At 36.9% G+C, this 22019-nt stretch carries 14 protein-coding genes; 6 read left to right on the top strand and 8 right to left on the bottom strand.

The annotated features are described in order from the left end of the window. Positions 1-85: 85 nt before the first annotated feature. The 3 genes from Bccel_RS13270 (at position 86) to glgB (ending at position 7979) form a co-directional block, all read left to right on the top strand. Entirely contained in the window at positions 86-3991 is a 3906-nt protein-coding gene (locus Bccel_RS13270; protein WP_036944027.1) for a carbohydrate-binding protein, read from the top strand. A gap of 184 nt (positions 3992-4175) precedes the next feature. Next, positions 4176-5447 (top strand): diguanylate cyclase, encoded by a 1272-nt coding sequence (locus tag Bccel_RS13265; protein ID WP_036944029.1) that lies wholly within the window; start codon positions 4176-4178, stop codon positions 5445-5447. Positions 5448-5759: 312 nt separating this feature from the next. Continuing rightward, the gene (gene glgB, locus Bccel_RS13260) at positions 5760-7979 is read left to right on the top strand and encodes a 1,4-alpha-glucan branching protein GlgB (protein ID WP_050753435.1); all 2220 of its coding nucleotides are present in this window, start codon (positions 5760-5762) and stop codon (positions 7977-7979) included. A 94-nt stretch (positions 7980-8073) separates the two neighbouring features. On the opposite strand, the gene Bccel_RS13255 is transcribed toward glgB, so the two are convergent. The 3 genes from Bccel_RS13255 to sigI form a co-directional block, all read right to left on the bottom strand. After that, positions 8074-9048 (bottom strand): copper amine oxidase N-terminal domain-containing protein, encoded by a 975-nt coding sequence (locus Bccel_RS13255; RefSeq protein WP_036944031.1) that lies wholly within the window; start codon positions 9046-9048, stop codon positions 8074-8076. A 156-nt stretch (positions 9049-9204) separates the two neighbouring features. Beyond that, a complete protein-coding gene (locus tag Bccel_RS13250) occupies positions 9205-10530 on the bottom strand; it encodes an anti-sigma factor domain-containing protein (protein WP_036944033.1) in 1326 nt (441 codons plus the stop codon). Further along, positions 10527-11240 carry an RNA polymerase sigma factor SigI gene (sigI, locus tag Bccel_RS13245; RefSeq protein WP_036944035.1) on the bottom strand — a complete coding sequence of 238 codons (714 nt, stop codon included), beginning with the start codon at positions 11238-11240 and terminating at the stop codon, positions 10527-10529. The genes Bccel_RS13250 and sigI overlap by 4 nt, the downstream gene beginning before the upstream one ends. 185 nt (positions 11241-11425) lie before the next feature. Between sigI and Bccel_RS13240 the strand changes: the two genes are divergently transcribed. Both Bccel_RS13240 and Bccel_RS13235 read left to right on the top strand, forming a co-directional pair. After that, positions 11426-12142: an N-acetylmuramoyl-L-alanine amidase gene (locus Bccel_RS13240; protein WP_036944037.1), complete on the top strand. Its 717-nt coding sequence runs from the start codon at positions 11426-11428 to the stop codon at positions 12140-12142. Positions 12143-12543: 401 nt separating this feature from the next. Then, positions 12544-14805: a glycoside hydrolase family 48 protein gene (locus Bccel_RS13235; RefSeq protein ID WP_036944039.1), complete on the top strand. Its 2262-nt coding sequence runs from the start codon at positions 12544-12546 to the stop codon at positions 14803-14805. Positions 14806-14933: 128 nt separating this feature from the next. Here the strand turns inward: Bccel_RS13235 and Bccel_RS31490 are convergent, their stop codons facing one another. Beyond that, positions 14934-15809: an ATP-binding cassette domain-containing protein gene (locus Bccel_RS31490; protein WP_242857074.1), complete on the bottom strand. Its 876-nt coding sequence runs from the start codon at positions 15807-15809 to the stop codon at positions 14934-14936. Beyond that, a complete protein-coding gene (locus tag Bccel_RS31485) occupies positions 15734-16846 on the bottom strand; it encodes an ABC-F family ATP-binding cassette domain-containing protein (protein ID WP_242857013.1) in 1113 nt (370 codons plus the stop codon). Before Bccel_RS31485 ends, Bccel_RS31490 begins: the two co-directional genes overlap by 76 nt. Positions 16847-17351: 505 nt before the next feature. Between Bccel_RS31485 and Bccel_RS13225 the strand changes: the two genes are divergently transcribed. Continuing rightward, complete coding sequence (locus Bccel_RS13225) at positions 17352-18029, top strand: redox-sensing transcriptional repressor Rex (protein ID WP_036944043.1); 678 nt, start codon at positions 17352-17354, stop codon at positions 18027-18029. 117 nt (positions 18030-18146) lie between these two features. On the opposite strand, the gene aroA is transcribed toward Bccel_RS13225, so the two are convergent. Genes aroA through aroF form a run of 3 tightly spaced genes read right to left on the bottom strand, consistent with a single transcriptional unit; the run spans position 18147 to position 21588 of the window. Then, the gene (gene aroA, locus Bccel_RS13220; RefSeq protein WP_036944045.1) at positions 18147-19427 is read right to left on the bottom strand and encodes a 3-phosphoshikimate 1-carboxyvinyltransferase; all 1281 of its coding nucleotides are present in this window, start codon (positions 19425-19427) and stop codon (positions 18147-18149) included. A 48-nt stretch (positions 19428-19475) separates the two neighbouring features. Continuing rightward, positions 19476-20573 (bottom strand): prephenate dehydrogenase, encoded by a 1098-nt coding sequence (locus Bccel_RS13215; RefSeq protein ID WP_036944047.1) that lies wholly within the window; start codon positions 20571-20573, stop codon positions 19476-19478. After that, positions 20563-21588 carry a 3-deoxy-7-phosphoheptulonate synthase gene (gene aroF / locus Bccel_RS13210; RefSeq protein WP_036944048.1) on the bottom strand — a complete coding sequence of 342 codons (1026 nt, stop codon included), beginning with the start codon at positions 21586-21588 and terminating at the stop codon, positions 20563-20565. The genes Bccel_RS13215 and aroF overlap by 11 nt, the downstream gene beginning before the upstream one ends. Positions 21589-22019 lie beyond the last annotated feature (431 nt).

Raw genomic sequence — 22019 nt, 5'->3', positions numbered from 1 at the left:
TTGTCTATTTTTGGATTGCAAAATTCCAAATGATTTTGTTTCTAAGCCTATGGCTTATATATAATTATAAGGGAGGTTATAAAAAATGAGTAGTAATGGAGTAAAAAAGTGTATTTCAGTAATCACGCTTGCTGTCTTTCTTGTTACGAGTATACCGGCTTTCGCGGACACAGCGTCGACAAAGGTTAGTCCATATTGTACAAGGACTACAACTCCGATTATGAGCATCAACCTGGGGGGATCAGACGATGTTGGCTTCGATGGTACCACATTTATAAAACAGAATTCTATAAACAATTTTACCGTAATGGCAAAGGAACCTGAGTTTTCAACATCTACTGCACAGGGAGATAAGGTAAATGCCTTAACCAGAATAGAAGCAGAGACCCTCACCGTAAATAACGGTCTTACCCTGGAAAACTGCCAGGATGTTGATGGTGGCCAGAATCTGGCTTATATAGGAAATGGTGATTATGCAGGATACGATTTCTTGTATTTTCCTAAAGGGACCAAGGGATTTGCTGCACGTGTATCTACTGAAACCGAGGGTGGGAATATAGAAGTGAGACTTGACCATCCAGGTGGGGAGCTTGTAGGAAAGTGCAATGTAAAAAATACAGGCGGCTACCAGAAATATGTGGATGTTTCATGCGGCCTTACAGGAAGTATAGAAGGCTTACATAAGGTTTTTCTCATTTTTACAGGTGAGAGAGACAATGGTATATGCAATATTAATTGGTTTAAATTTACCAAAGGCGTTTTTGATCCCATCAAAGCGAAAGCATATGATACTTCCGACGGCAGCTACTATTTATACAAATCCATGGACTTTGGCACTGAGGGGCCTGCAAAGTTTAAAGCACGTCTTAACAACAGCGTCAGCGGTTCTTTTGATATTAGGGTGGACAGCCCTACAGGTACAACTATATGTACCATTAACCCGACAGGGATGACAAACGAAATAGGCTGTGTTGAAAGCCCTTTGAGCTATAAAGTAACGGGCATACATGATTTATACCTGGTTGACAACTCAAATGGGAGCATTATTAATGCCATAGACTGGTTTGCATTTGATCCTTTTGAAGAACAGGTGCCCCAGTTGGATGATAACCTCTCAAGGTTTATAAATACAAGTGTTAAGGGGTATAATATTGAGTTCTCCATGAATGCTGACAGAAACAGTGTTTATGAGGTTTATTTGTATACACCCGATACTCTGAAGGAGAACAAGCAGGTATTTGATGTGGTTGCCAACGGGGCAGTTGCAGATACGGTTGACAGCCAGAAGTCAGGACTCAGATGGGAAAAGAAGGGTCCATACCTTGTAAAGGTATCGGATGATGGCAGGCTTACATTAAATTGTATCGCTAAACGCGGTATGGCATCCATATCAGGAATAAGAATAAGCAAAGTCAGCTATTCCAAGGCTTTTAGCGATGTAAAGATATCCGACTGGTTTTACATTCAGGTTATGGAGCTTGCAAGCAAGGGAGTTATATTCGGCAAGGGAAATAATACTTATAAGCCTAAGGAATCAATAATTGGAGAGCATGTGGCATACATGGCCTTTAATGTAATGAAATATTCAATTGCTGAGAATGACAGTTCATTTAGGCCTGAAGATTATACAAAAATATCCGACATACCAACAGACTTTTGGGCATACCAGTACATGAAAGCTTATTATAACTATTTCTTCAAGGAAAAAATGTCAAAGATTGATATTAATACCCGCAAAGCCTTCAGCTCTAAGGATTATCAAGCCAATAAAAATGTAAGGCGTGAAGAGTTCGCGATGGCCATAGTTGGTGCGAGACGCCTTGATTATAACAAGGATGGTAAAGTTTTTGTACTTGATCCCGATCGTGAACCGGGTGCCAAACTAAACAATTACAGGGCAAAGGACTATGATAAAATCACAGATTCCTTCAAATATTTCATAGAGCTGGCATTGGAAAAATCCCTTATGAAGGGGGATCAGAACGGAAATTTAAATCCCAAGAATCCTGTTAACAGAGCTGAGGCCGCATCATTTATCTATAATGCATTAAAACAAAAGGAAAACAATTTTATAAAGCCTGATCCGGGAAAAACCATTCAGGTACCTAGGATAACAATGAAAAAGAGGAAGGTTAATGTGGGAATACTTACACTTCCTGCACCGGCTTGGGATTCTATCAACAATAAACAGGTTAATGACCCTAATCCTGACTTTACAATGCTGGAGCTTTTAGATAGAAATATTAACAAGCCCATGGATTGGGAGCTGACTAACCCTTATCCTCCGGCTTATAACAAGTACGAATTTGTCGATACTGCAAAGTTCAACACTGCTAAAATGCCGAATGCTCCGGATCAAAACTCATCAACACCAATACATTGGGATCCGTCCACATACTTTAAGGATTTAAGGAGTATTGCAAAGGCACAGACTGATCTTGAAGCCGACATGACTGATACAGGTGTTGTAGGAAATCCTGATAACATTGCAAAGTCCAAGCTATTCAAATACTGGGAGGTTTCTTTGGACGATCCGAATCTTACTCCTGAAAAATTAGCAAAGAGTTATGATGTGCTGTATCAGGCATCACATGGTAAGATAACCTATTCAGCTGATATACAAAATAAAATGAGAGCATTCTTAAATGCTGGTGGTCAGCTGTGGTGGGAAAATTGCCTTGGCTTGGAAATAAAGGCGGGAGACGGATTTACAGACGAGGTTGGCTTTGTATCTCTGCGTCCCGGAAACAACTATAAATACGCACAGGTTCCAGTTTATAATGAAGGTAAGATGCATCCTCTCTTCGATAATATATTTACCATAGATTCTGAGAAATCCAGCCGTGCAGTTACACCAGGGTTGATGAACAAGAACAGTGAGATTTCAATGCTGGGTGATGGTGAAGAGTGGCTAAATGACGATAACAGGCATATATCCAGCCTGCTTCCTACAGATGAAGTTATACTGAATATACAGGAGACTAACGGTACATTGCATCCTAACATGGCAGTGAGAAATGTAGCAGGGACAAACGGACCGGCTGGAAGAATAGTAATTACAACAAATGATGTTGGATGTGGAATTACAAAGCATGTTGTAAGGTCAGGTGGAAAGGCTGTTGAGGATTACAAGTTCTGCTACAACCTAATAGGATGGATGTCAAAAGTATCTGTGAACTTCGATGATACAAATGACAGTGATTGGAACGGAAAGGACAATTTAGTTGTAAAAGCAACAGTGGCAAATAACGGATCCAAGGCACAGACTTATGACCTTACACCAACCTATAATACTGGTTTATGGGAAGTTCAGTCCACAAGCGATTACAAGAATATCAAAGCTAGAGAGCCTTGGATATTAAGTCTTGATGCAAAGGGCTACCCAAATAAAATCAAGCTTGAACCAAATCAATCAGAAGAAATCGTATTTAAAATGAATTTTAAAACATTAGACAGCACTAAATACGAATTTACATTGCGTGCGAACGAATCAGGTGTTGTGAATACCCGTGATATGGAGGAAAATACTTTTGTTCTACATAATGTAAAGATTGTTAAGCCAGCTTTAAGCGTAATGAGCAGCGGCTATAACGGTAAGAGCTTTAGTGTATTGATTGGTACCGATAACCTTAAACTTAATGATATAAGACCTGTAAATTATGATTTGACATTAAAGTTAAAGAAGGGTAATACATTTGTTGATCCTCGAAATTTGATTGACCGTATTGAGATTGACACGGCAAATGCAATGACTCCGGTTATGGAAAACATGACATATTCTTATACCGATTCAGGCGGTAAGCCTTTGGCAGATATAACCATAAATAATGTTAAATTTGACACAACGGATCAAAAAGTTAAAATAAACGTGTACCTAAAGAGCAATGCAAGCAGTTCAAGCTATGTGGTGACAGGAAAACTGGAAGCTTTTGATCCTATAACGAAGAAGAGGCTTGGTTATTCCGATGAGACTGCTATGAACATCAAATAACAAAATATTTTATATCAAGTATTATTTTTTAGAAGCGTTAAGGCAGGTAATACAGGCCTTAACGCATCTGTAACAATATACCTATAGTATTACTATAAAATAAAACGCTATAAATTCCGATATAGATATGGTAAAGTAAAATGGTTATTTTCTAAAGTAACCTGTAGAGAAAGGATGAACATTGTTGGCAAAGAACAGAGCCCCTGAAAAGGGGAAAATCGGCTTCTTAGCAATACTTTTTATATCTCTTGCTTTATGTTTATCAATAGGCACAGCAGCATTTATATTTATGAATAGCTATTTTGATCAGCATAAAACTGACCAAATAGCTTTGCATATGCCTTTTGTTGTGCTGACATCCGTCTCTACGTTTATAATATTTGTTTTACTTGGTATAATATTTAACAGAATTACTATAGAAAGAACTTATGTAAGAGAGCTTAAGAATTTTAAAGACTTTACCGATTCAATTCATAATGCTCAGTCAGAGAGAGAAGTATATGAAAGAATGTATGAGTTTATATGCCGTACTGTAACGGTAAATAATATTACATTATTTTATAAAAATACTATTCCTGTGGAAGGTATGGACAACAATCTTGAAAATCCATGGCAAAGGCTTGGACATGAGAAAGTACCTCTTTGCAATATGTCACCAAGTAAATGTCCTGTTATTAGGACAGGAAGAGAATGCAGGATAGTAAGTATACAGAATGGGATTAAATGTGCGTATCAGCTTAATGAATACAAGCAGGGAAGTTATGTTTGCCTTACCATTGTAAGCATTGATTCGCCTCAGAGCATCCTTCAACTATATAGCCAATATGAAAATGAGTTTAATGATGCATTAATCCATAAAATAAAATCGTATACCGAAATAGCTAAAACTCTTATTAAAAGCAGACGTAAAATATCGACTCTTGATAAGAGCTCAAAGTATGATAATCTCACAAAGGTATATAACAGAGGTTATTTCGTTGAGTTTTTAAAGAAACAGGTTGAGATAGCATTGTATTCCAAGGAGAATCTTAGCATAATGATTCTCGACATTGACTTTTTCAAAAAGATAAATGATACTTATGGACATTTTGCAGGGGACCATGTTTTGGCACTTTTTGCAAAACTGGTAGTTAAGGAAGTAAGAGTAACAGACCTTGTTGCAAGGTATGGAGGGGAAGAGTTTGTTGTAGTTTTGCCTTCAACTGATGTTGTTACTGCGTATGATGTTGCAGAAAGAGTGAGACAAGCTGTTGAAAAAGCTTACATGCCGCCATACGGCGATATTGATATTCCGTCAATTAGTTGCAGTATTGGGGTTTCCACTCTCCCGTTATACAGTAATAACAAGGATGACCTTATAAAAACAGCAGATTTGGCACTGTATCAAGCCAAGAGAGACGGAAGAAACATGACTAAGGTTTATGATAAGACTATGGCAATGATAAAGAAGGAATAAAAAGAATAAAAAACAATTAAGAATTTGGGGCACCTTAACAGGCAAGCCCCTTTTTTAATGTCTAGTAAGGCATGATTGAAATATTACTTCTCGTATAATTCTTATAAAAGTGGGAAATATAACAAACTGATAAATAATAAGAAAGCCTAGATAATATAATTAAGATAAAATACTATTAAAATAAAAGGATTTTGAATTTTTTTGGCGAAATAAGGTTAGCATAAAAAAGAATTGGGATAAGATTATCTATTAGGTATAAGCACTAAACTTTTATGATTGGAATATAAACTGTAGAAAAAGGTGGTATTGTCAATGAATATTGCAGCTGATACAGAAAAGATTTATGAGATTGTTAATGCGGAATCAAGAGATCCCTATGCTTATTTGGGGATTCATAAAGTGGAGAATACTTCTAAGCAAATGAAAGGATTTGCTATAAGGGCATTTATTCCAAATGCCAGAAGTGTTAAGGTTATTGATGAAGAGACAAATGGCAGTTACCTGATGGATAAGATCAATGAGAACGGTTTTTATGAAGTTAAAGTATGGGACAAAAAGGATTACTTTTTATACAGGTATGAGATAGAGGATGACAGTGGGAACAGCTATTCTATGTATGATCCTTACAGGTTTTTGCCTGTAATATCTGATTTTGACCTGTATCTTTATAATGAAGGGAACCATCATAAGGTATACGAAAAACTTGGAGCACATATAATGGCAATAGATGGGGTTATGGGCACCTTGTTTGCTGTATGGGCTCCATGTGCAAAAAGGGTTAGTGTTGTAGGTAACTTCAATCAATGGGATGGCAGAAGGAATCAGATGAGATGCAGGGGATCTTCGGGAGTTTGGGAGATCTTTATACCTGGTATTACCAAGGATGAAATATACAAATATGAAATAAAGACTCCACATGGTGAAATATATTTGAAAGCTGATCCATACGCATTTTATTCCGAATTAAGGCCTGGTACGGCATCGATAGTATATAATCTGGACGAATACAAATGGAATGACGACATATGGATAAAACAACGCAGCAACAACGGCACCTTTGAAAAACCTGTATCAATATATGAATTGCATTTTGGATCATGGGCTAGAATTCCTGAGGATGGCGAGCGGTTTCTTACATACACTGAAATGGCCGATTCACTGATAAAGTATGTTAAGGATATGGGATTTACACACATAGAGCTTCTTCCTATTTCGGAGTATCCCTTTGACGGGTCCTGGGGATACCAGATAACCGGGTATTATTCGGTAACAAGCAGATATGGCAAGCCAGAAGAATTTATGTATTTCGTAGACAAATGCCATGAAAATGGTATAGGTGTTATATTGGATTGGGTTCCGGCACATTTCCCCAAGGATGGTCATGGACTGGCACGTTTTGATGGAACTGCATTGTTTGAACATTATGATCCAAGGCAGGGAGAACATCCCGATTGGGGTACCCATATATTCAACTATTCCAGGCATGAGGTTCGTAACTTCCTTGTATCCAATGCTGTTTTTTGGTTTGAAAAATACCACATTGACGGTCTGAGGATTGATGCTGTTGCATCCATGCTATATCTGGACTACGCAAAGAAGGATGGAGAATGGGTGCCAAATAAATGGGGCGGAAAAGAAAATGTTGATGCTATCGATTTTATGAGACAGTTGAATTCAACGGTTTATAAATATTTCCCAAATGTAATGATGATTGCAGAGGAGTCCACTTCTTGGGCATTGGTTTCAAAACCTCCCCATGTAGGAGGTCTGGGATTTTCATATAAATGGAATATGGGATGGATGAATGACTTCTTAAGGTATGTCAGCAAAGACCCGATTTATAGAAAATATCATCAAGGTGAACTGACGTTTTCATCTGTTTATGCCTTTTCGGAGAATTTCATTCTTGTATTGTCCCATGATGAGGTGGTACATGGCAAATGTTCCATGATTAATAAAATGCCTGGTGATTACTGGCAAAAGTTTGCCGGCCTCAGAGGGAGCTATGGTTACATGTTTGCTCATCCTGGCAAGAAACTCCTATTTATGGGAAATGAGTTTGGACAGTTTATTGAGTGGGATTATAAACGCAGCCTGGACTGGCATCTTTTAGATTATGATATGCATAAGAAGCTAAAAGATTATATAAGGGATCTAAACCATTTATATCAAAGAGAAGCGGCTTTGCATGAGGTTGATTTCAGTCATGAAGGCTTTGAATGGATTGATTGTTGCGATGCGGACAACAGTATTATCAGTTTTGCCCGTAAAGCAAAGGATTGGAAAAACATGATAATTGTGGTATGTAATTTCACACCTGTGCTACATACCGGATATAGGATGGGAGTACCTGTTGCGGGGTATTATGAGGAGATATTTAACAGTGATTCAGAAATTTATGGTGGAAGCAATCAGGGAAATAAGGGCGGCATGCTTTCAGAAGAAATTGAATGCCAAGGTAAAAAGAATTCTATTTTAATTACAGTACCGCCTCTAGGAGTTGTTTATTTCAAACTTAAGAATATGACTTAATGCATAAACAAAAAATAAAGGTAACTTGTTTTCAATTGAAAAATTGGAGACAAGTTACCTTTTATTTCATTATCAAATCTATGGCCTGTAATAATTATGCAGCAGTTGTAGGTGTTGCCGCTGCAGTTGTTGGTGTAGGTGTAGGTGTATTCACCGGTGTGCTGGTCGGTGCTTGAGTAGGCGTTGAAGTGGCTGTAGGAGTAGGTGTAGCAGTTGGTGTGGATGTTGGTGTGGATGTTGGTGTGCTGGTAGCAGTAGGTGCTGGTGTAATTGTTGGAGTCGATGTTGCTGTTGGCGTAACGACAGCAGTAGGTGCTGGTGTTGCTGTTGAAACTTTGATAGTTGTAGTGCTTTCTATTATAATTACCGTATTTGATTCGCTATCCCAATCAAAATTCATTTTAAATATTTCACCTATAAGTCTAATTGGAACAAAGGTTCTGCCATTTATAATAGAAGCGGGAACTTCTGCTGTAACGTTTGCACCGTCAACTTTGATAGTGCTTGCACCAATAACCAGTTCCACTGTCATGTTCCTTACTCCGTAAACATCACTATATACTGATTTTGTAACAGTTACTGTTTTTGTGTCGGGGTTCCATGAAACATTTGCTTTTAAACCTTTTGAAATAGCTCTTACAGGAACCAAGGTCCTTCCATATTTGATAACCGGAGGAGCATCCCCTGTATCAATTTCTTCACCATTCATAAATAACATTGTCTTATCCTTTTTATGTTTTTTGTTGAAGGAATGAAGCTCTTTCAAAAGTTTCTTCATGTTTTCAAGATCTTTGGATACTTTTTTGATCTGATTCTTAAGAGAATCTTCATCATAATAGACGCTTGTAGTAACTGTTTCATTTTTCTTATCGTTGTTTTTCTTTACTTCATTATTCTTCTTTTCCTTTTCTTTTTCCTTTTCCTTTTCATGTCCCTTTCCATTATCCTTGATCTTATCTTCAAATTTTTTGCCATCCCTGTTGTCTTTGCCATTACCTTTTGCGTATGTAAGGATTCCGCTGGTCAATACAAGCATTACAGATAGTAGAATACATAAAACTTTTCTCATAAAAAACTCCTCCTGTGTTCATTGTTATCGTTGTTATTATATACATTCGGAAAGTGTATATAAATTTTTGGGGTGGACCGAAAAAAATAATGCCGAATATAATTACTTCTTAAATATCGGCATTATTTATGTATTAATAGATATTTATATGGGGAATCAGTTATTGGTATTGTTGCTCTTCTTGTTATCAACTTTTTTCTTAATGTCTGTCTTCTTGGGCTCTTCAACGGTTTCCTTGTGTTTATCAACAATACTGTTTGTATTTTTCTTTTCATCAAGATTTTTTGTCTGATTGCTTGCACCTTTGTTATCTGAAGGCGGAGGTGTTGAAACTTTGTCCTGAATGTCGGAATTTTTCTTTATATTGTTTTGGTTCTTATCGTTATCGGATTGAATTTTACCGGCGTTGTCTTTAGAATCCTCTCTGAATTCCATTCTTCTGTCGTTAACTGTAACGGAATTTTCTTTGTTTTTGCCTTCTTTTTTGTCTTTTGAAGGCCTGATATTGCCAACGGGAGTTGACCCGTGTTCTGGTACCTTCTTTTCTTTATCTGAATCTTTTTTGAAGTCAGTTCTATAATTGTTATTTACATTATTGTTGTTATTGTTTTTACTATTTTTGTTATTTTTATCGTTTTTATCATTTTTCTTGTTATTATTGCTATTATTATAATTATTGTTGTTAGAATTATTGTTAGTATTGTAGTTATTGTTATTTTTACCATTGGGTATATTATTGCTATTATCCGACTTACCAGTTTTTTGAGATTTTGAGTAATCACGGATTGCCTTTAAAATTTCCTTAACTGGTTTATCTATCAGATCTTCAGCTTTTAGACTTGGATCTAACCCTATAAGCTTCTGAACCAGTTTTAGTTTTCCTGGAGATATCCCTTGTTTAACAGCTTCGGTTCGATTCTTATCGTTAACTTCTTCAACAAGGACTTCGGAGTTGATTTTATCCAATTTAATCTTTTTTTCTACAACAACCGCCACTTTTTCCTGCAACTTTTTATTTTTACTGCTATTGGCACTTGTAACTGTCAGCATTATGGCATTTGTTTTTTCGTCTTTAAGATAACCGTTTTTAACCGCACTGTTTACAACCTGCTCAACTCCCTGATCCAGAACCTTATTTTTGATGGATAAATCTTCTACGATTTTTTGAGCATCATCATTCAAAGCAGTTACTTTGATAATTCGGTCAAAAATATTTGCTGTTATTTGAACACTTGGATTGATATCGATATTTATATAGCTGTAAGGGTTTGTGTAAAAGAAAATGCCCAGACCTGCTGCCAGAAGAAATACTGCGGCAGAAGCTGCACCAGCCATTAATTTTACATTGGTAAGTATTCCTGATGGTAAATCGGCTTCATAGCCGACAGTATATTTACCTGTATTTTTTACTTTAATAAAAGTACCTTTTTTTGTCATTGCTACTGCATATTTTCCTTCTATATCGACTATGAGTGCTTTCATTTCATCACCTCCGGGTTTATATAATCCTTAACATATTGATAATCTCCGGTTAAAATTATTATAACAGCTAATATATATTTTCGTGATCGCTCAATGGTTTTTCGGGGTATTCCTGTATTTTTTTCTATGTCAGCTATTGGAAGAAGCTTTTTCTTTTTAACCTGATCAAGCGTGTCGGGGTTCTTCATAAGATATTGAATAATATCATTATATGATTTACGGGTTTTCTCAGATTTGGGAGAGGCGTTGGTTAACTCAAAAAATGAGATATCCCATAAAGCAAGCTCTTTTTTTAGTTCCTGGAGCTCCAAACGCCTGTATTCACTGATGTTATCCTGGGAATACTTGTCCAGAGCCTCACCAGTACTTAAATCCAGCTCGTTGTCTTCATCGTCACTGGTATAAGTACTAATTGAAACTATTTTACTGTGCTTGCTCTCTTTTCTAAAGTAATCAATTAGTCTTCGTTTAATAACATTTTGTGCAAATGAGAGAAAATTGCCTTTTGAAATATCAAACGCTTTAATGGCCTCAACGAAGGCTAAAAGTGCAATGCTAAGCTCATCATCTTCACCGTATCTTACAAAACGACCTGTAATTTTTTCAACACATGATGCAATAAATGGCTTATACTCCTCAACAAGCTTATCAATTTCAATATCAGAGGATTTTATTCTCTGAACCCTTTCATTAAGCGAGTTATCATTCATAATAATTCTCCTGGCGAGGAATTTTATAGATATGCTATAGAATACAGAAATTATAACACTACTGTTTTAATTATACAAATCCAATCTCTGAAAATACCCTGTAATTAATATAAAAAAATAAATGAATATGACAAACAGTATATTGAATATTTTTATACTGAAAACACATTTACAGGTGGTAAATTATGATAGTTATAATGAAGAAAAACAATATTTTGTTGATTGGAATGATATTCATACTTGCAATTGCTTTATACACGTTAAACCCTGGACGTGGGAGGGTATCACCGGTAAATTCCGGAAATACTCAGAAGACCATTTTACTTGATGCCGGTCATGGCGGTGAAGACCCTGGAGCAGTAAGTGATTATAGCGGAACAAGTGAAAAGGATATTAATCTCAATATAGTTCTTGAAATAAAAAGGCTGTTAGAAGCTGAAAATTATAAGGTGATGCTTACAAGGGAGGAAGATAGGCTTGAATATCAGGAGGATACTACAAACATAGTACAAAAAAGAAAACAGGATTTGCTGCGGAGAAAAAAGATGATGGATGAAGCAGGTGCGGATATTGTAGTAAGTATACATTTGAATAAATTTCCTCAAACAAAGTATTATGGAGCTCAGACATTTTTCCCTCCAAAAATGCAGCAGAGCCAGAAACTTGCTATGAGCATCCAAAAATCAATTAGAGAAAATTTGGACCCATCGAATAAGAGGGAGGCCTTGGTAAAAAAAGAACCAATTATAATTCTCAAAGACTGTAAAACAACTACAGTTGTTGTTGAGTGTGGCTTCTTATCAAATCCCGAAGAAGAAAAGAAGCTGCAGAATAAAGAATACCAGGATAAAACTGCATTTGCAGTAAAAGAGGGTATAAAGGCGTATTTTGCAAAGAATTGATTATTCTCATGTATATAAAAGCAATTATGGTTTTCTGTTGGAGCCGCCAAAAAGTATATTTTGTGCGGCTCGTAGGCATTATTTAGGTCGTTTTTTAAAAATAAATAACAACATAATACAATTTTAAACAAGATAGTCTATTTTGAATAAAAAAATATTATTTTATAATTAAATAAGGATATATTATTATTCAGAAAAGTATGCCAATTGTGCAATACGAAATAATAATAGTCCTATTCAACATAATTTTTTCTTGCGAGTGTGGCCTCATTAAATCAGAAATGGTTAATCAGAGGTTGCTTTAATATTCATTTCATGGGAAAGGAGGGACAACCTTAAGTCTAAAAGGTTAATCTAATACTACAAAATTAGTTAATTTATTAATTAGGAGGGAAGTACAAGTGTTAAAAAAGACAAAAAAGTATGTTTCAATTACTTTGTGTACATTCATGACAGTTAGTACTATCGTTACAGCAAATCTCGGAGGCGTTACTTCATACGCAGCTAGTTACGAGGAAGGTATGTCATACGAGGAAGCATTCCTTAAATTGCATGATCAGGTTAATAATACGTCCAATGGTTATTTCAGTCAGGAAGGTATTCCATACCACTCAATCGAAACGATGATGGTTGAAGCACCTGACTATGGACATGAAACTTCATCTGAAACTGCCAGCTACTATGTATGGTTTGAAGCTATGTATGGTAAACTTACAGGTGATTGGGCAGAATACAACAAAGCTTGGGATGTTACTGAAAAATATTACATTCCAGCAGCAAAGGATCAGCCAAACTTAGGCGATTATGATCCAAGCAAGTGTGCATCATTTGTTCCTGGGGGTGCAGAGCCTAGCGATTATCCAGGATCATTGAACCTCAATGCTCCAACAGGTAAGGATAATCTCCATAATGCACTCAAATCTGCATATGGAAATGCTAATATGTACATCATGCACTGGATATTCGACGTTGACAACTGGTACAAATACGGTAACCACGGCGACGGAACAAGCAGAATGTCCCAGATCAACACCTACCAGAGAGGTGAGCAGGAGTCATGCTGGGAAACTGTTCCATTCCCATGTTGGGAAACATATAAATGGGGTAATACTTCAAAGGGCGGTTTCGGTTCATTATTCGTAGCACAGGATACATACGCACAGCAGTGGCGTTACTCTGTTGCAGGTGATGCTGATGCCCGTTCTGTACAAGCTGCTTACTGGGCTGTTAAGTGGGCAAAAGAGCAAGGAAAGTTAAGCACAATTTCCAAGCAGAATGATAGAGCTGCTAAAATGGGCGACTATTTAAGATATGTAATGTATGACAAATACATGAAGCCTATAGCTAAAGATACTTCTATTACAAGTACTGCAGGAGACGGTAAAAACTCAATGCATTACCTGATTTCATGGTACATGGCATGGGGTGCTCCTACAACTTCACAAGGTTGGGCTTGGAAAGAAGGAAGCAGTGCCAGCCATCAGGGATATCAGAACCCTATGACTGCATACGCTTTATCAACAGTATCTGAATTGAAACCAAAAGCATCAGGTGCTGTTTCAGACTGGGCAACAAGTTTGGACAGACAGTTAGAATTGCTCCAATGGTTGCAGTCAGCTGAAGGACCTATAGCTGGTGGATGTAACAACTCATGGAACGACAAATATGATCCATATCCATCAGGCATTTCAACATTCTATGATATGGCTTATGACTGGCAGCCTGTATGGCACGATCCACCAAGTAACAGATGGTACGGTTTCCAGGTTTGGGGTCTCCAGCGTACAGCTGAGTATTACTATGAGACTGGTGATGAAAGAGCATATCAGATAATGAAGAAATGGGTAGATTGGGTAAAACCATACATAAAAGTAACTGGCCCTGGCGAGTTCGAGCTTCCTTCAGATATTGAGTGGGAAGGCCAGCCTGATACTTGGGATGGAACATACACAGGAAATCCAGACCTCCACGCAACTGTAACAAATATGGGTTCAGACATAGGTGTTGCCGGTTCAACAGCAAACTTACTGGCTTACTATGCAGCAGGTACTCAGAAACATCATACATACGATGAAGAAGCACATGATTTGGCTAAAGAGCTTCTTGACTGTGTAATATTAGGATGTCAAGATGAAGAAGATAAAGGCTTCACTAAGGAAGAGCAAAGAGGAGACTATTCACGTTTCTTCGATCAGGAAGTTTATATTCCATCAGGATGGACAGGTAAGAATGCACAGGGTGCTACTCTCAAGAACGGTATGAAGTTCATAGACATGCGTCCAGCATACAAGCAGGATCCTAACTGGGATAATCTACAGTCATCATATGATGCAGGTGTAGGTCCTAAGTTCAAATATCATCGTTACTGGCATCAGGTTGACATAGGTATGGCTATGGGTGCATTTGCAACATTGTTCCCATACGATGTAATTGGTGATGACGATAAGCCAACACCAACAAATACAAATAAACCAACACCAACTGGTGGACTAAAAGGTGATGTAAATGGTGATGGCGTTGTAAACATGGCTGATGCTATAGCTATTGCCGGTGTATTTGGTAAAGAAGCTATTGCTAAGCCTAGTGCAGATTTAAATATAGACGGAGTTATAAACATGTCAGACGTTATAATTGTTGCTCAAAACTTCGGAAAAACAAAATAATAAGATACAATTATTTGTTAAATAAATCAAATAGCATAATTGACACAAGTCAATTATGCTATTTTTTTAGATATCCAGGAGGTTATGCAGCCTTACAAACTGTGAAATGCAGTGATATTGAAAATCCATTATAACCCTAGCTCAGTTGTAATGCTCTCCCATTCGCTGTATAGCTCTTCAAGCAGGCTGTTAAGTCTTATTTGTTCATCTAAAAGATCAGTCAGCCTGGAATGGTCCGATGCAGTACTTTCATCAAACATTTCCTGATCTATAGCTTTAAGCCTCTCTTCAGTATCAGCGATTTTATTTTCAATTTCAGAGTACCGTTTTTCCAGCTTCCTTATTCTGGCTCTCTCTTCTTTTTCGGCCTTATAATCCAGCTTTGATTGGGATACTTGTACCTCTGTTGATGTGTCAGGTGCAGACTTTTTTACCCTGTTTTTGTAATCAATAAAAAAGTCATAGTTTCCTTCCAAATCCAACAGGGAGCAGTTATCCATATCAAGAATCCTTGTTGCCAGCTTGTTTATAAAATATCTGTCATGGGATATGGATAGTATAGTGCCCTCATAGTTTGCCAAAGCTTCTTCAAGTACCTCTCTTGAATTTATATCAAGGTGGTTTGTAGGCTCGTCAAGTATTAAAAAATTGGATGATGATAATATGAGCTTGGCCAAGGCAACCCTGCTTTTTTCACCACCGCTTAAAGTAGATATGGGCTTTAAAACATCTTCTCCTGTAAAGAGGAACGATGATAGCAGTGTTCTTATTTGGGTTAGTGTAAGGTCGTTGTTTGAGTCTATAAGCTCTTCTAATATTGTCTTGCTTTCATCCAGATCATTTAGTTCCTGATCATAATAACCTATGTTTACCTTATGCCCAAATTCCACAACCCCGGCATCAGACTGCAGTTTTGATATAAGTATTTTTACCAAGGTTGATTTGCCGCAGCCGTTTGGCCCAAGTAGAAAGACTCTTTCATTCTTTTTGACCTTAAAGCTGATATCGGAAAAAGCTTTTTTCCAGGGTAGGACTTTGACAGTTTCTCAACAAACATGACGTCGTTTCCGCTTATTATGCTTTTTCTGAACCTAATATTAATTTTTCCGGGCAAGTCCTTAGGCTTCTCGATTTTTTCCATACGGTCTATAGCTTTTTGCCTGCTCTCTGCAGCAATTATGTTTCTTTCCCTGTTCCACTGCTTCTGCTGGGTGATAAAGGCTTCCATTTTTTCAATTTCCCGTTGCTGATTTTCATAATGACGCTGTTGAATTTCCCTGTCCACTTCTTTTTGCTTTAAATACTGGGTGTAATTGCCGTTATATAACTTTGCTGAATTATTTTCAAGCTCAAGAGTTTTAGTAGTAACAGAATCAAGAAAATATCTGTCATGGGATACAATGAGAACCGTTTTCTTCATGGTTTTTAAAAAGCTCTCAAGCCACATTATGGCTTCAATATCCAGATGGTTTGTAGGTTCATCAAGAAGCATTATATCAGGCTCAGAAAGCAGTAATTTTGCCAGAGCAAGCCTGGTCTTTTGACCGCCGCTTAATATATGGATTTTTATATCAAACTGATCTTCATTAAAGCCAAGGCCTTTAAGAACTCCCTTCACCCTGCTTCTGTATTCATAGCCGCCATTTAGCGAGTACTCGTCTGATAGTCTCGAATATTCTTTTACTAAACTATTCAATTCATCCTCAGCGGTTTTACTTATTTCCTTCTCAAGTACTTTTAGACGTTCTTCTTTGTTAATAAGCTCCTGGAAAACCGAAAGCATCTCCTCAAAAATTGTATTATCGGTATCTAGTCCTGTGTTTTGGTGGAGAAAACCAATTTTGTAATTCTTGGATATGTTTATAGTACCGCTGTCACACTGAAGCTCACCATTAATAATATTTAGAAGGGTTGATTTACCAGCCCCATTGACACCTACTATTCCTACCTTATCACCATCATGTATACAAAAGGAGATATCCTTTAATACTGTGTTTATGCCATATGAGTGGCATATATCATTGCAATTTAATATTATCATAGCAACACCTTATTTCTATTAGTTTAGGTATTAATAAATAACTAACTGGTTATTTATTTCAAAAGGCTTAATTAGTGGCTTTATTCAAAAGATACATGTAAAATGTATTTTTTGAAATTCCCTTATAAAGAAATATAAAAATAAATACTTTTTATATTTTACCAAAATATAAAGGACAAAATGGCTCACTTAGAATTGTACCAAAATTCCTATTCGACAGCAATTTTTCTTTTAATATTTAGTAATGATCAAAATATAACTTCTGCTATAAATTTCACTCATGCGTTGACTTAGCACGTCAATACTCGCATAGAAAGTGGAAGTGATTTTTCATTCAAGCCTTAGATAAGGAATGACTAAAATTCTATTAAGGGATATTAAAGAATTGGTTAATGTTACTCCTAAATCTGAGCCCATCAATATTGACAAAAAAATAACAAGGATATATAATCATATTAGAACAGGCAAAAATTCCATTATTTATTAAATGTTTTGGGGTGTAAGGATGAACTTAAAGAAAAAAGTTTCTCTTGCAGTTGTAAAGAGGTTACCACGATATTATAGATATTTGTCAGACTTGTTAAAAATGGACATTAAAAGGATTTCTTCACAGGAATTAAGCAGCAGGATGGGTATAACTGCATCTCAAATAAGGCAGGATCTTAATTGCTTTGGCGGGTTTGGGCAACAGGGTTATGGTTATAATGTGGAGTTCCTGTTTAATGAAATTGGTAACATTCTTGGGTTGAATAACGATTATCACGCTATAATTATCGGAGCCGGCAATATGGGTCAGGCACTTGCCAATTATACTAATTTTGAAAAAAGAGGCTTTAAAATTATTGGCATTTTTGATGTTAATACCAGTTTGGTTGGTACGGATATAAGAGGTATCCCTATTAGACATTTGGATGAGCTCGAAAGTTTCGTCCAAGAGAATTATGTTGATGTTGCAATGCTGGCAGTGCCATTTGAGCAGACACCAATAGTGGCAGAAAGAGCGGCCAAGCTTGGGGTAAAAGGACTCTGGAACTTTTCTCCAATGGATCTTAAGTTGCCATATGATGTGATAATAGAAAATGTCCACTTAAGTGATGGACTTATGGTTTTGGGATATAAACTTAATGAGAAATTTGAATTTATCAGAGAAGATAGCAGTAAAGGCAATGATGGGAATTCTTAGTTAAAAACCATAAGAAAAACCAGATGTTATTGATAAAAATCAATTGCATCTGGTTTTTGATTATGTCTGTAAATTATAACATTCTATAAGCTACTATATTTTATAAACTATTATATCCTATAAATTATTCAAAAGAGGGAAGAAGTCCGGGAAAGCAAGGTCAACTACCTGTGCTTTTCTTATCATGGTTTCACCTTCTGCAATCAGGCCTGCGATAGACATTGCCATAGCAATGGAAGCATCATTGTAGCTTTCGATGATAGTACCGCGCAATTGCTTACCGCCCTCAATAATAATACCGTCATCAGTTTCACGTATGCTTGCACCGATTTTGGAAAGCTCTGTTACGATAGCTTTTACTCTTCCTGATTCTTTAATTTTAAAGCCCTTGAGATTTTTAATTGTTGTAGTACCTTTGGCTTGTGTTGCAGCAACAGCTATAATAGGTATTTCATCAATTAGGCGGGGAATAATATCACCTTCAATATCACATGCCTTTAGTTCAGATGAAACAACCCTTATGTCGGCAACCTTTTCATTGCCCGCCATTCTCTCATTAAATACTTCTATCTTTGCCCCCATAGACTTGTAAACATCTATAAAACCGGTTCTGGTTGGGTTAAATCCAACATTTTTTATTGTTATGTCTGAGTTTTGAGTGAGAAGACCAGCTGTAATGAAATACGCGGCTATCGATATATCGCCAGGTATTTCAACCTTTTGTGCATAAAGGTTTTCTATTCTTTGACTGGTGGCTGTTAAGCCATCCACTTTAATGTCAGCTCCAAAGTAGTTTAGCATAAGTTCTGTATGATCCCTGGTTTTAACTGTTTGAACCACAGTTGTCTCGCCTTCTGCATAAAGTCCGGCGACCAACACTGGGGATTTGATTTCGTTATTGACAAAGGAGAGCTGGTATTTTATGCCTTTTAACTTTGATGGAGATACCAGCAATGGACAAAGGTTTCCGTCCTCTCTACCGGTTATGCTTGCTCCCATTTGACGAAGCGGCTTAACTACTCTGCCAACAGGCTTTCTCTGGGCAGATTCATCCCTCACAACTGTTGAGTTGAATGGTTGACCAGCCAGTATACCTAGTAAAAGCCTGATAGAGGTACCTGACTTTCCAGTGTTTAAAGGGGAATTTGCCGGATGGGGCTTTAAGCCGTATAGGCCATTACCGTGGACTTTTACCAAATTGCCGGGAAGGATTTCAATTCCAACCTGCATTTTTCTAAAGCAGTCAATAGTGCTCAGGCAGTCTTCACCCATTAAAAAGCCTTCAATCTCAGTGGTACCTTTTGCAAGTGCACCAAACATAATGGCTCTATGAGATATGGATTTATCACCTGGTACAGTAATTTCTCCCCTTAGAGAATCTCTTTGCTCGATCAACATTTTGCATTCCCCCGTTCTTATAGTAAGTAGGCTATAATGTATGCGTTTTTAAATGCAAGTAGCCTTATAACCGTTTTCAATTAGAACCTTATGTGCAACATCAAGGCTTTCTGGATCAGGCAATGTAACCTTTAAGCAGCCTTGTTGGAACTCTCTATTATTTAAAACATTCATATTTTTAATATTTATTTTATTGTGTCCAAGTAATGTGGCTATTTCGCCCAAAATTCCCGGTTCATCGATAATATCTACCAATATATCATACTCAGGAGTAAATAGGCCTCGTTTGTGGCTTGAAAATGTGTCCCTGTAATCCTTTGCTGATTTAAAGAATTCTAAAATGGCCTGGGAATCATCATTTTCCATTGATGTCTTAAACTTTTTAAGTATTTCGACATAGAAATCTAAAATTCCTCCAATTTGCTCTTTATTACTTAAAACTATATTTTCCCACATTTCCGGACTTGAGGATGCAATCCTTGTGATGTCCTTAAAACCCCCTGCTGCCAGCAGCTTCATTTTGCCATCCTCTGAATCCATAAACCTTACCATATTAACAAGAGTGGAAGCGATAATGTGAGGTACATGACTTATACAGCCTGTAGCCTTATCGTGTTCATCGGCCCTGATTTTTACCGGTATTGCTCCGATTTTCTCAACAATCCCAGTCATGAGATTCATTGAATAATCGGTAGTTGTTTTACTTGGTGTCAAAACATAAAACGCATTTTCAAACAAATGCGTAAAACCAGCTTCATAACCAGTGTTTTCCGAACCTGCCATGGGATGCCCACCAATAAATAATGGGGGATTATCCATCTTGTTAATATATGATATTATTTCTGACTTTGTGCTACCAACGTCTGTCAATATACAGTCAGGTTTGATCTTTTCTTTCAATAATTCTATATATTCAATTGCACGCCTTACAGGAGTACAAATAAATATTATATCTGAGTCATATACATGTTGGTTTAATTCACTAGATCCTCGTGATATTGTTCTATCCTTCAGTGCTGCATCAATTGATCTGGAAGATCTATTTATAGCGGTTATGTCAGTGATTCCCACCCGTTCTTTAAGAGCCCTTGCAAGTGAACCGCCTATAAGGCCCAGACCTATAATTGTAACTTTTTTATCCACCATATTTAAATTCTCTCCCTAGTATTTCGGCAATTTTAGAAATATCTTTACACAAATCGTCAAAAACTGAAGGAGTAAGTTGTTGGGCTGCATCTGATAAGGCACACTTGGGATTTGGGTGAACTTCAATTATAAGGCCGTCAGCTCCTGCAGCTATTGCTGCTTTTGACAATGATGAAATATAATTTGCTTTTCCTGCAGCGTGGCTTGGATCTACGAATACAGGCAAATGGCTTAAACTTTTTAAAACCGGAACAGCACTTATATCGAGAGTATTCCTTGTTGCAGTTTCAAATGTGCGTATGCCCCTCTCGCATAAGATAACATTATAATTTCCTTCACTCATTATATATTCAGCAGCATTAAGCCATTCATCAATTGTGGTGGATGAACCCCGCTTGAATAAAACCGGTTTCTTCGAGCGGCCCACTTCCTTAAGTAGCTGGAAGTTCTGAACATTTCTTGCACCGATCTGAAAAATATCTACAAATTCAGCGGCTGATTCAACGGCACGTTCACTTGTAACTTCGGTTATAATAAGAAGTCCTGTTTCATCCTTTGCCTCTTTAAGATACTTAAGCCCTTCTTCCTCTAGACCCTGGAAGGCATATGGCGAGGTTCTTGGTTTGTAAGCCCCGCCTCTAAGTATTTGAGCACCTGATTTCTTGACGGCATGAGCCGCTTCAATGATTTGTTGACGGCTTTCAACAGCACAAGGGCCTGCCATTATAACAATCTCTTTACCTCCGATTTTGACTCCACCTACATCAATGACGCTGGACTCAGGCTTGAAGGTTTTACCTGCAAGCTTATAGGGCTCTGCAATGGCAACAAGTTTTTCCACACCTGTCATTAATTCAAGGGGAACATCGTTCAGAAGCCTCTTGTCACCTATAACCCCAATAATTGTTCTTTCTGTTCCCTTTGAAATATGTACACCAAGGCCCAGGGACTCGAGAACTTTGGAAACTTCATTTATTTCAGCCTCATTAGTTCCAGGCCGCATTACTATTACCATAGCATATCTGTCCTTTCTAAAATTGATTACAATGATTAATATTTACCAATAATATTGCATTAAAATAACATTTTTTTAAAGGAAATTATTTATTATTATGTTTTATCTTAATTACAGTATGTTCCGCTTAATTGTTAGTTTAAATTTACAATACTAAAACCAGGGTTGTCAAGAAATTATTTAGGTATTGTATAAGATAAAAATTGGAAACTTAATTGACTTTGATAAATTATAATATATAATTATTTATATAGCATTATTTCTATGAATCTAACATATTTATTGTCAAGTGATATATTTATATTGTTTATGTCCAGGAAGTTATGGTGTATTCTATACCACAATTTTACACGACAACGATCAAGGATGATAAAATCGCAAGTGATTTTACTTATATACGGCAGTATCCATTATCTTCACAAGGTTTATTT

Origin of the sequence: Pseudobacteroides cellulosolvens ATCC 35603 = DSM 2933, from assembly GCF_001262605.1 — a bacterium.
Classification (GTDB): Bacteria; Bacillota; Clostridia; order Acetivibrionales; family DSM-2933; genus Pseudobacteroides; species Pseudobacteroides cellulosolvens.
Note: the sequence above shows the minus strand (reverse complement) of the source record. Positions and strands in the feature narration are given on the sequence as shown.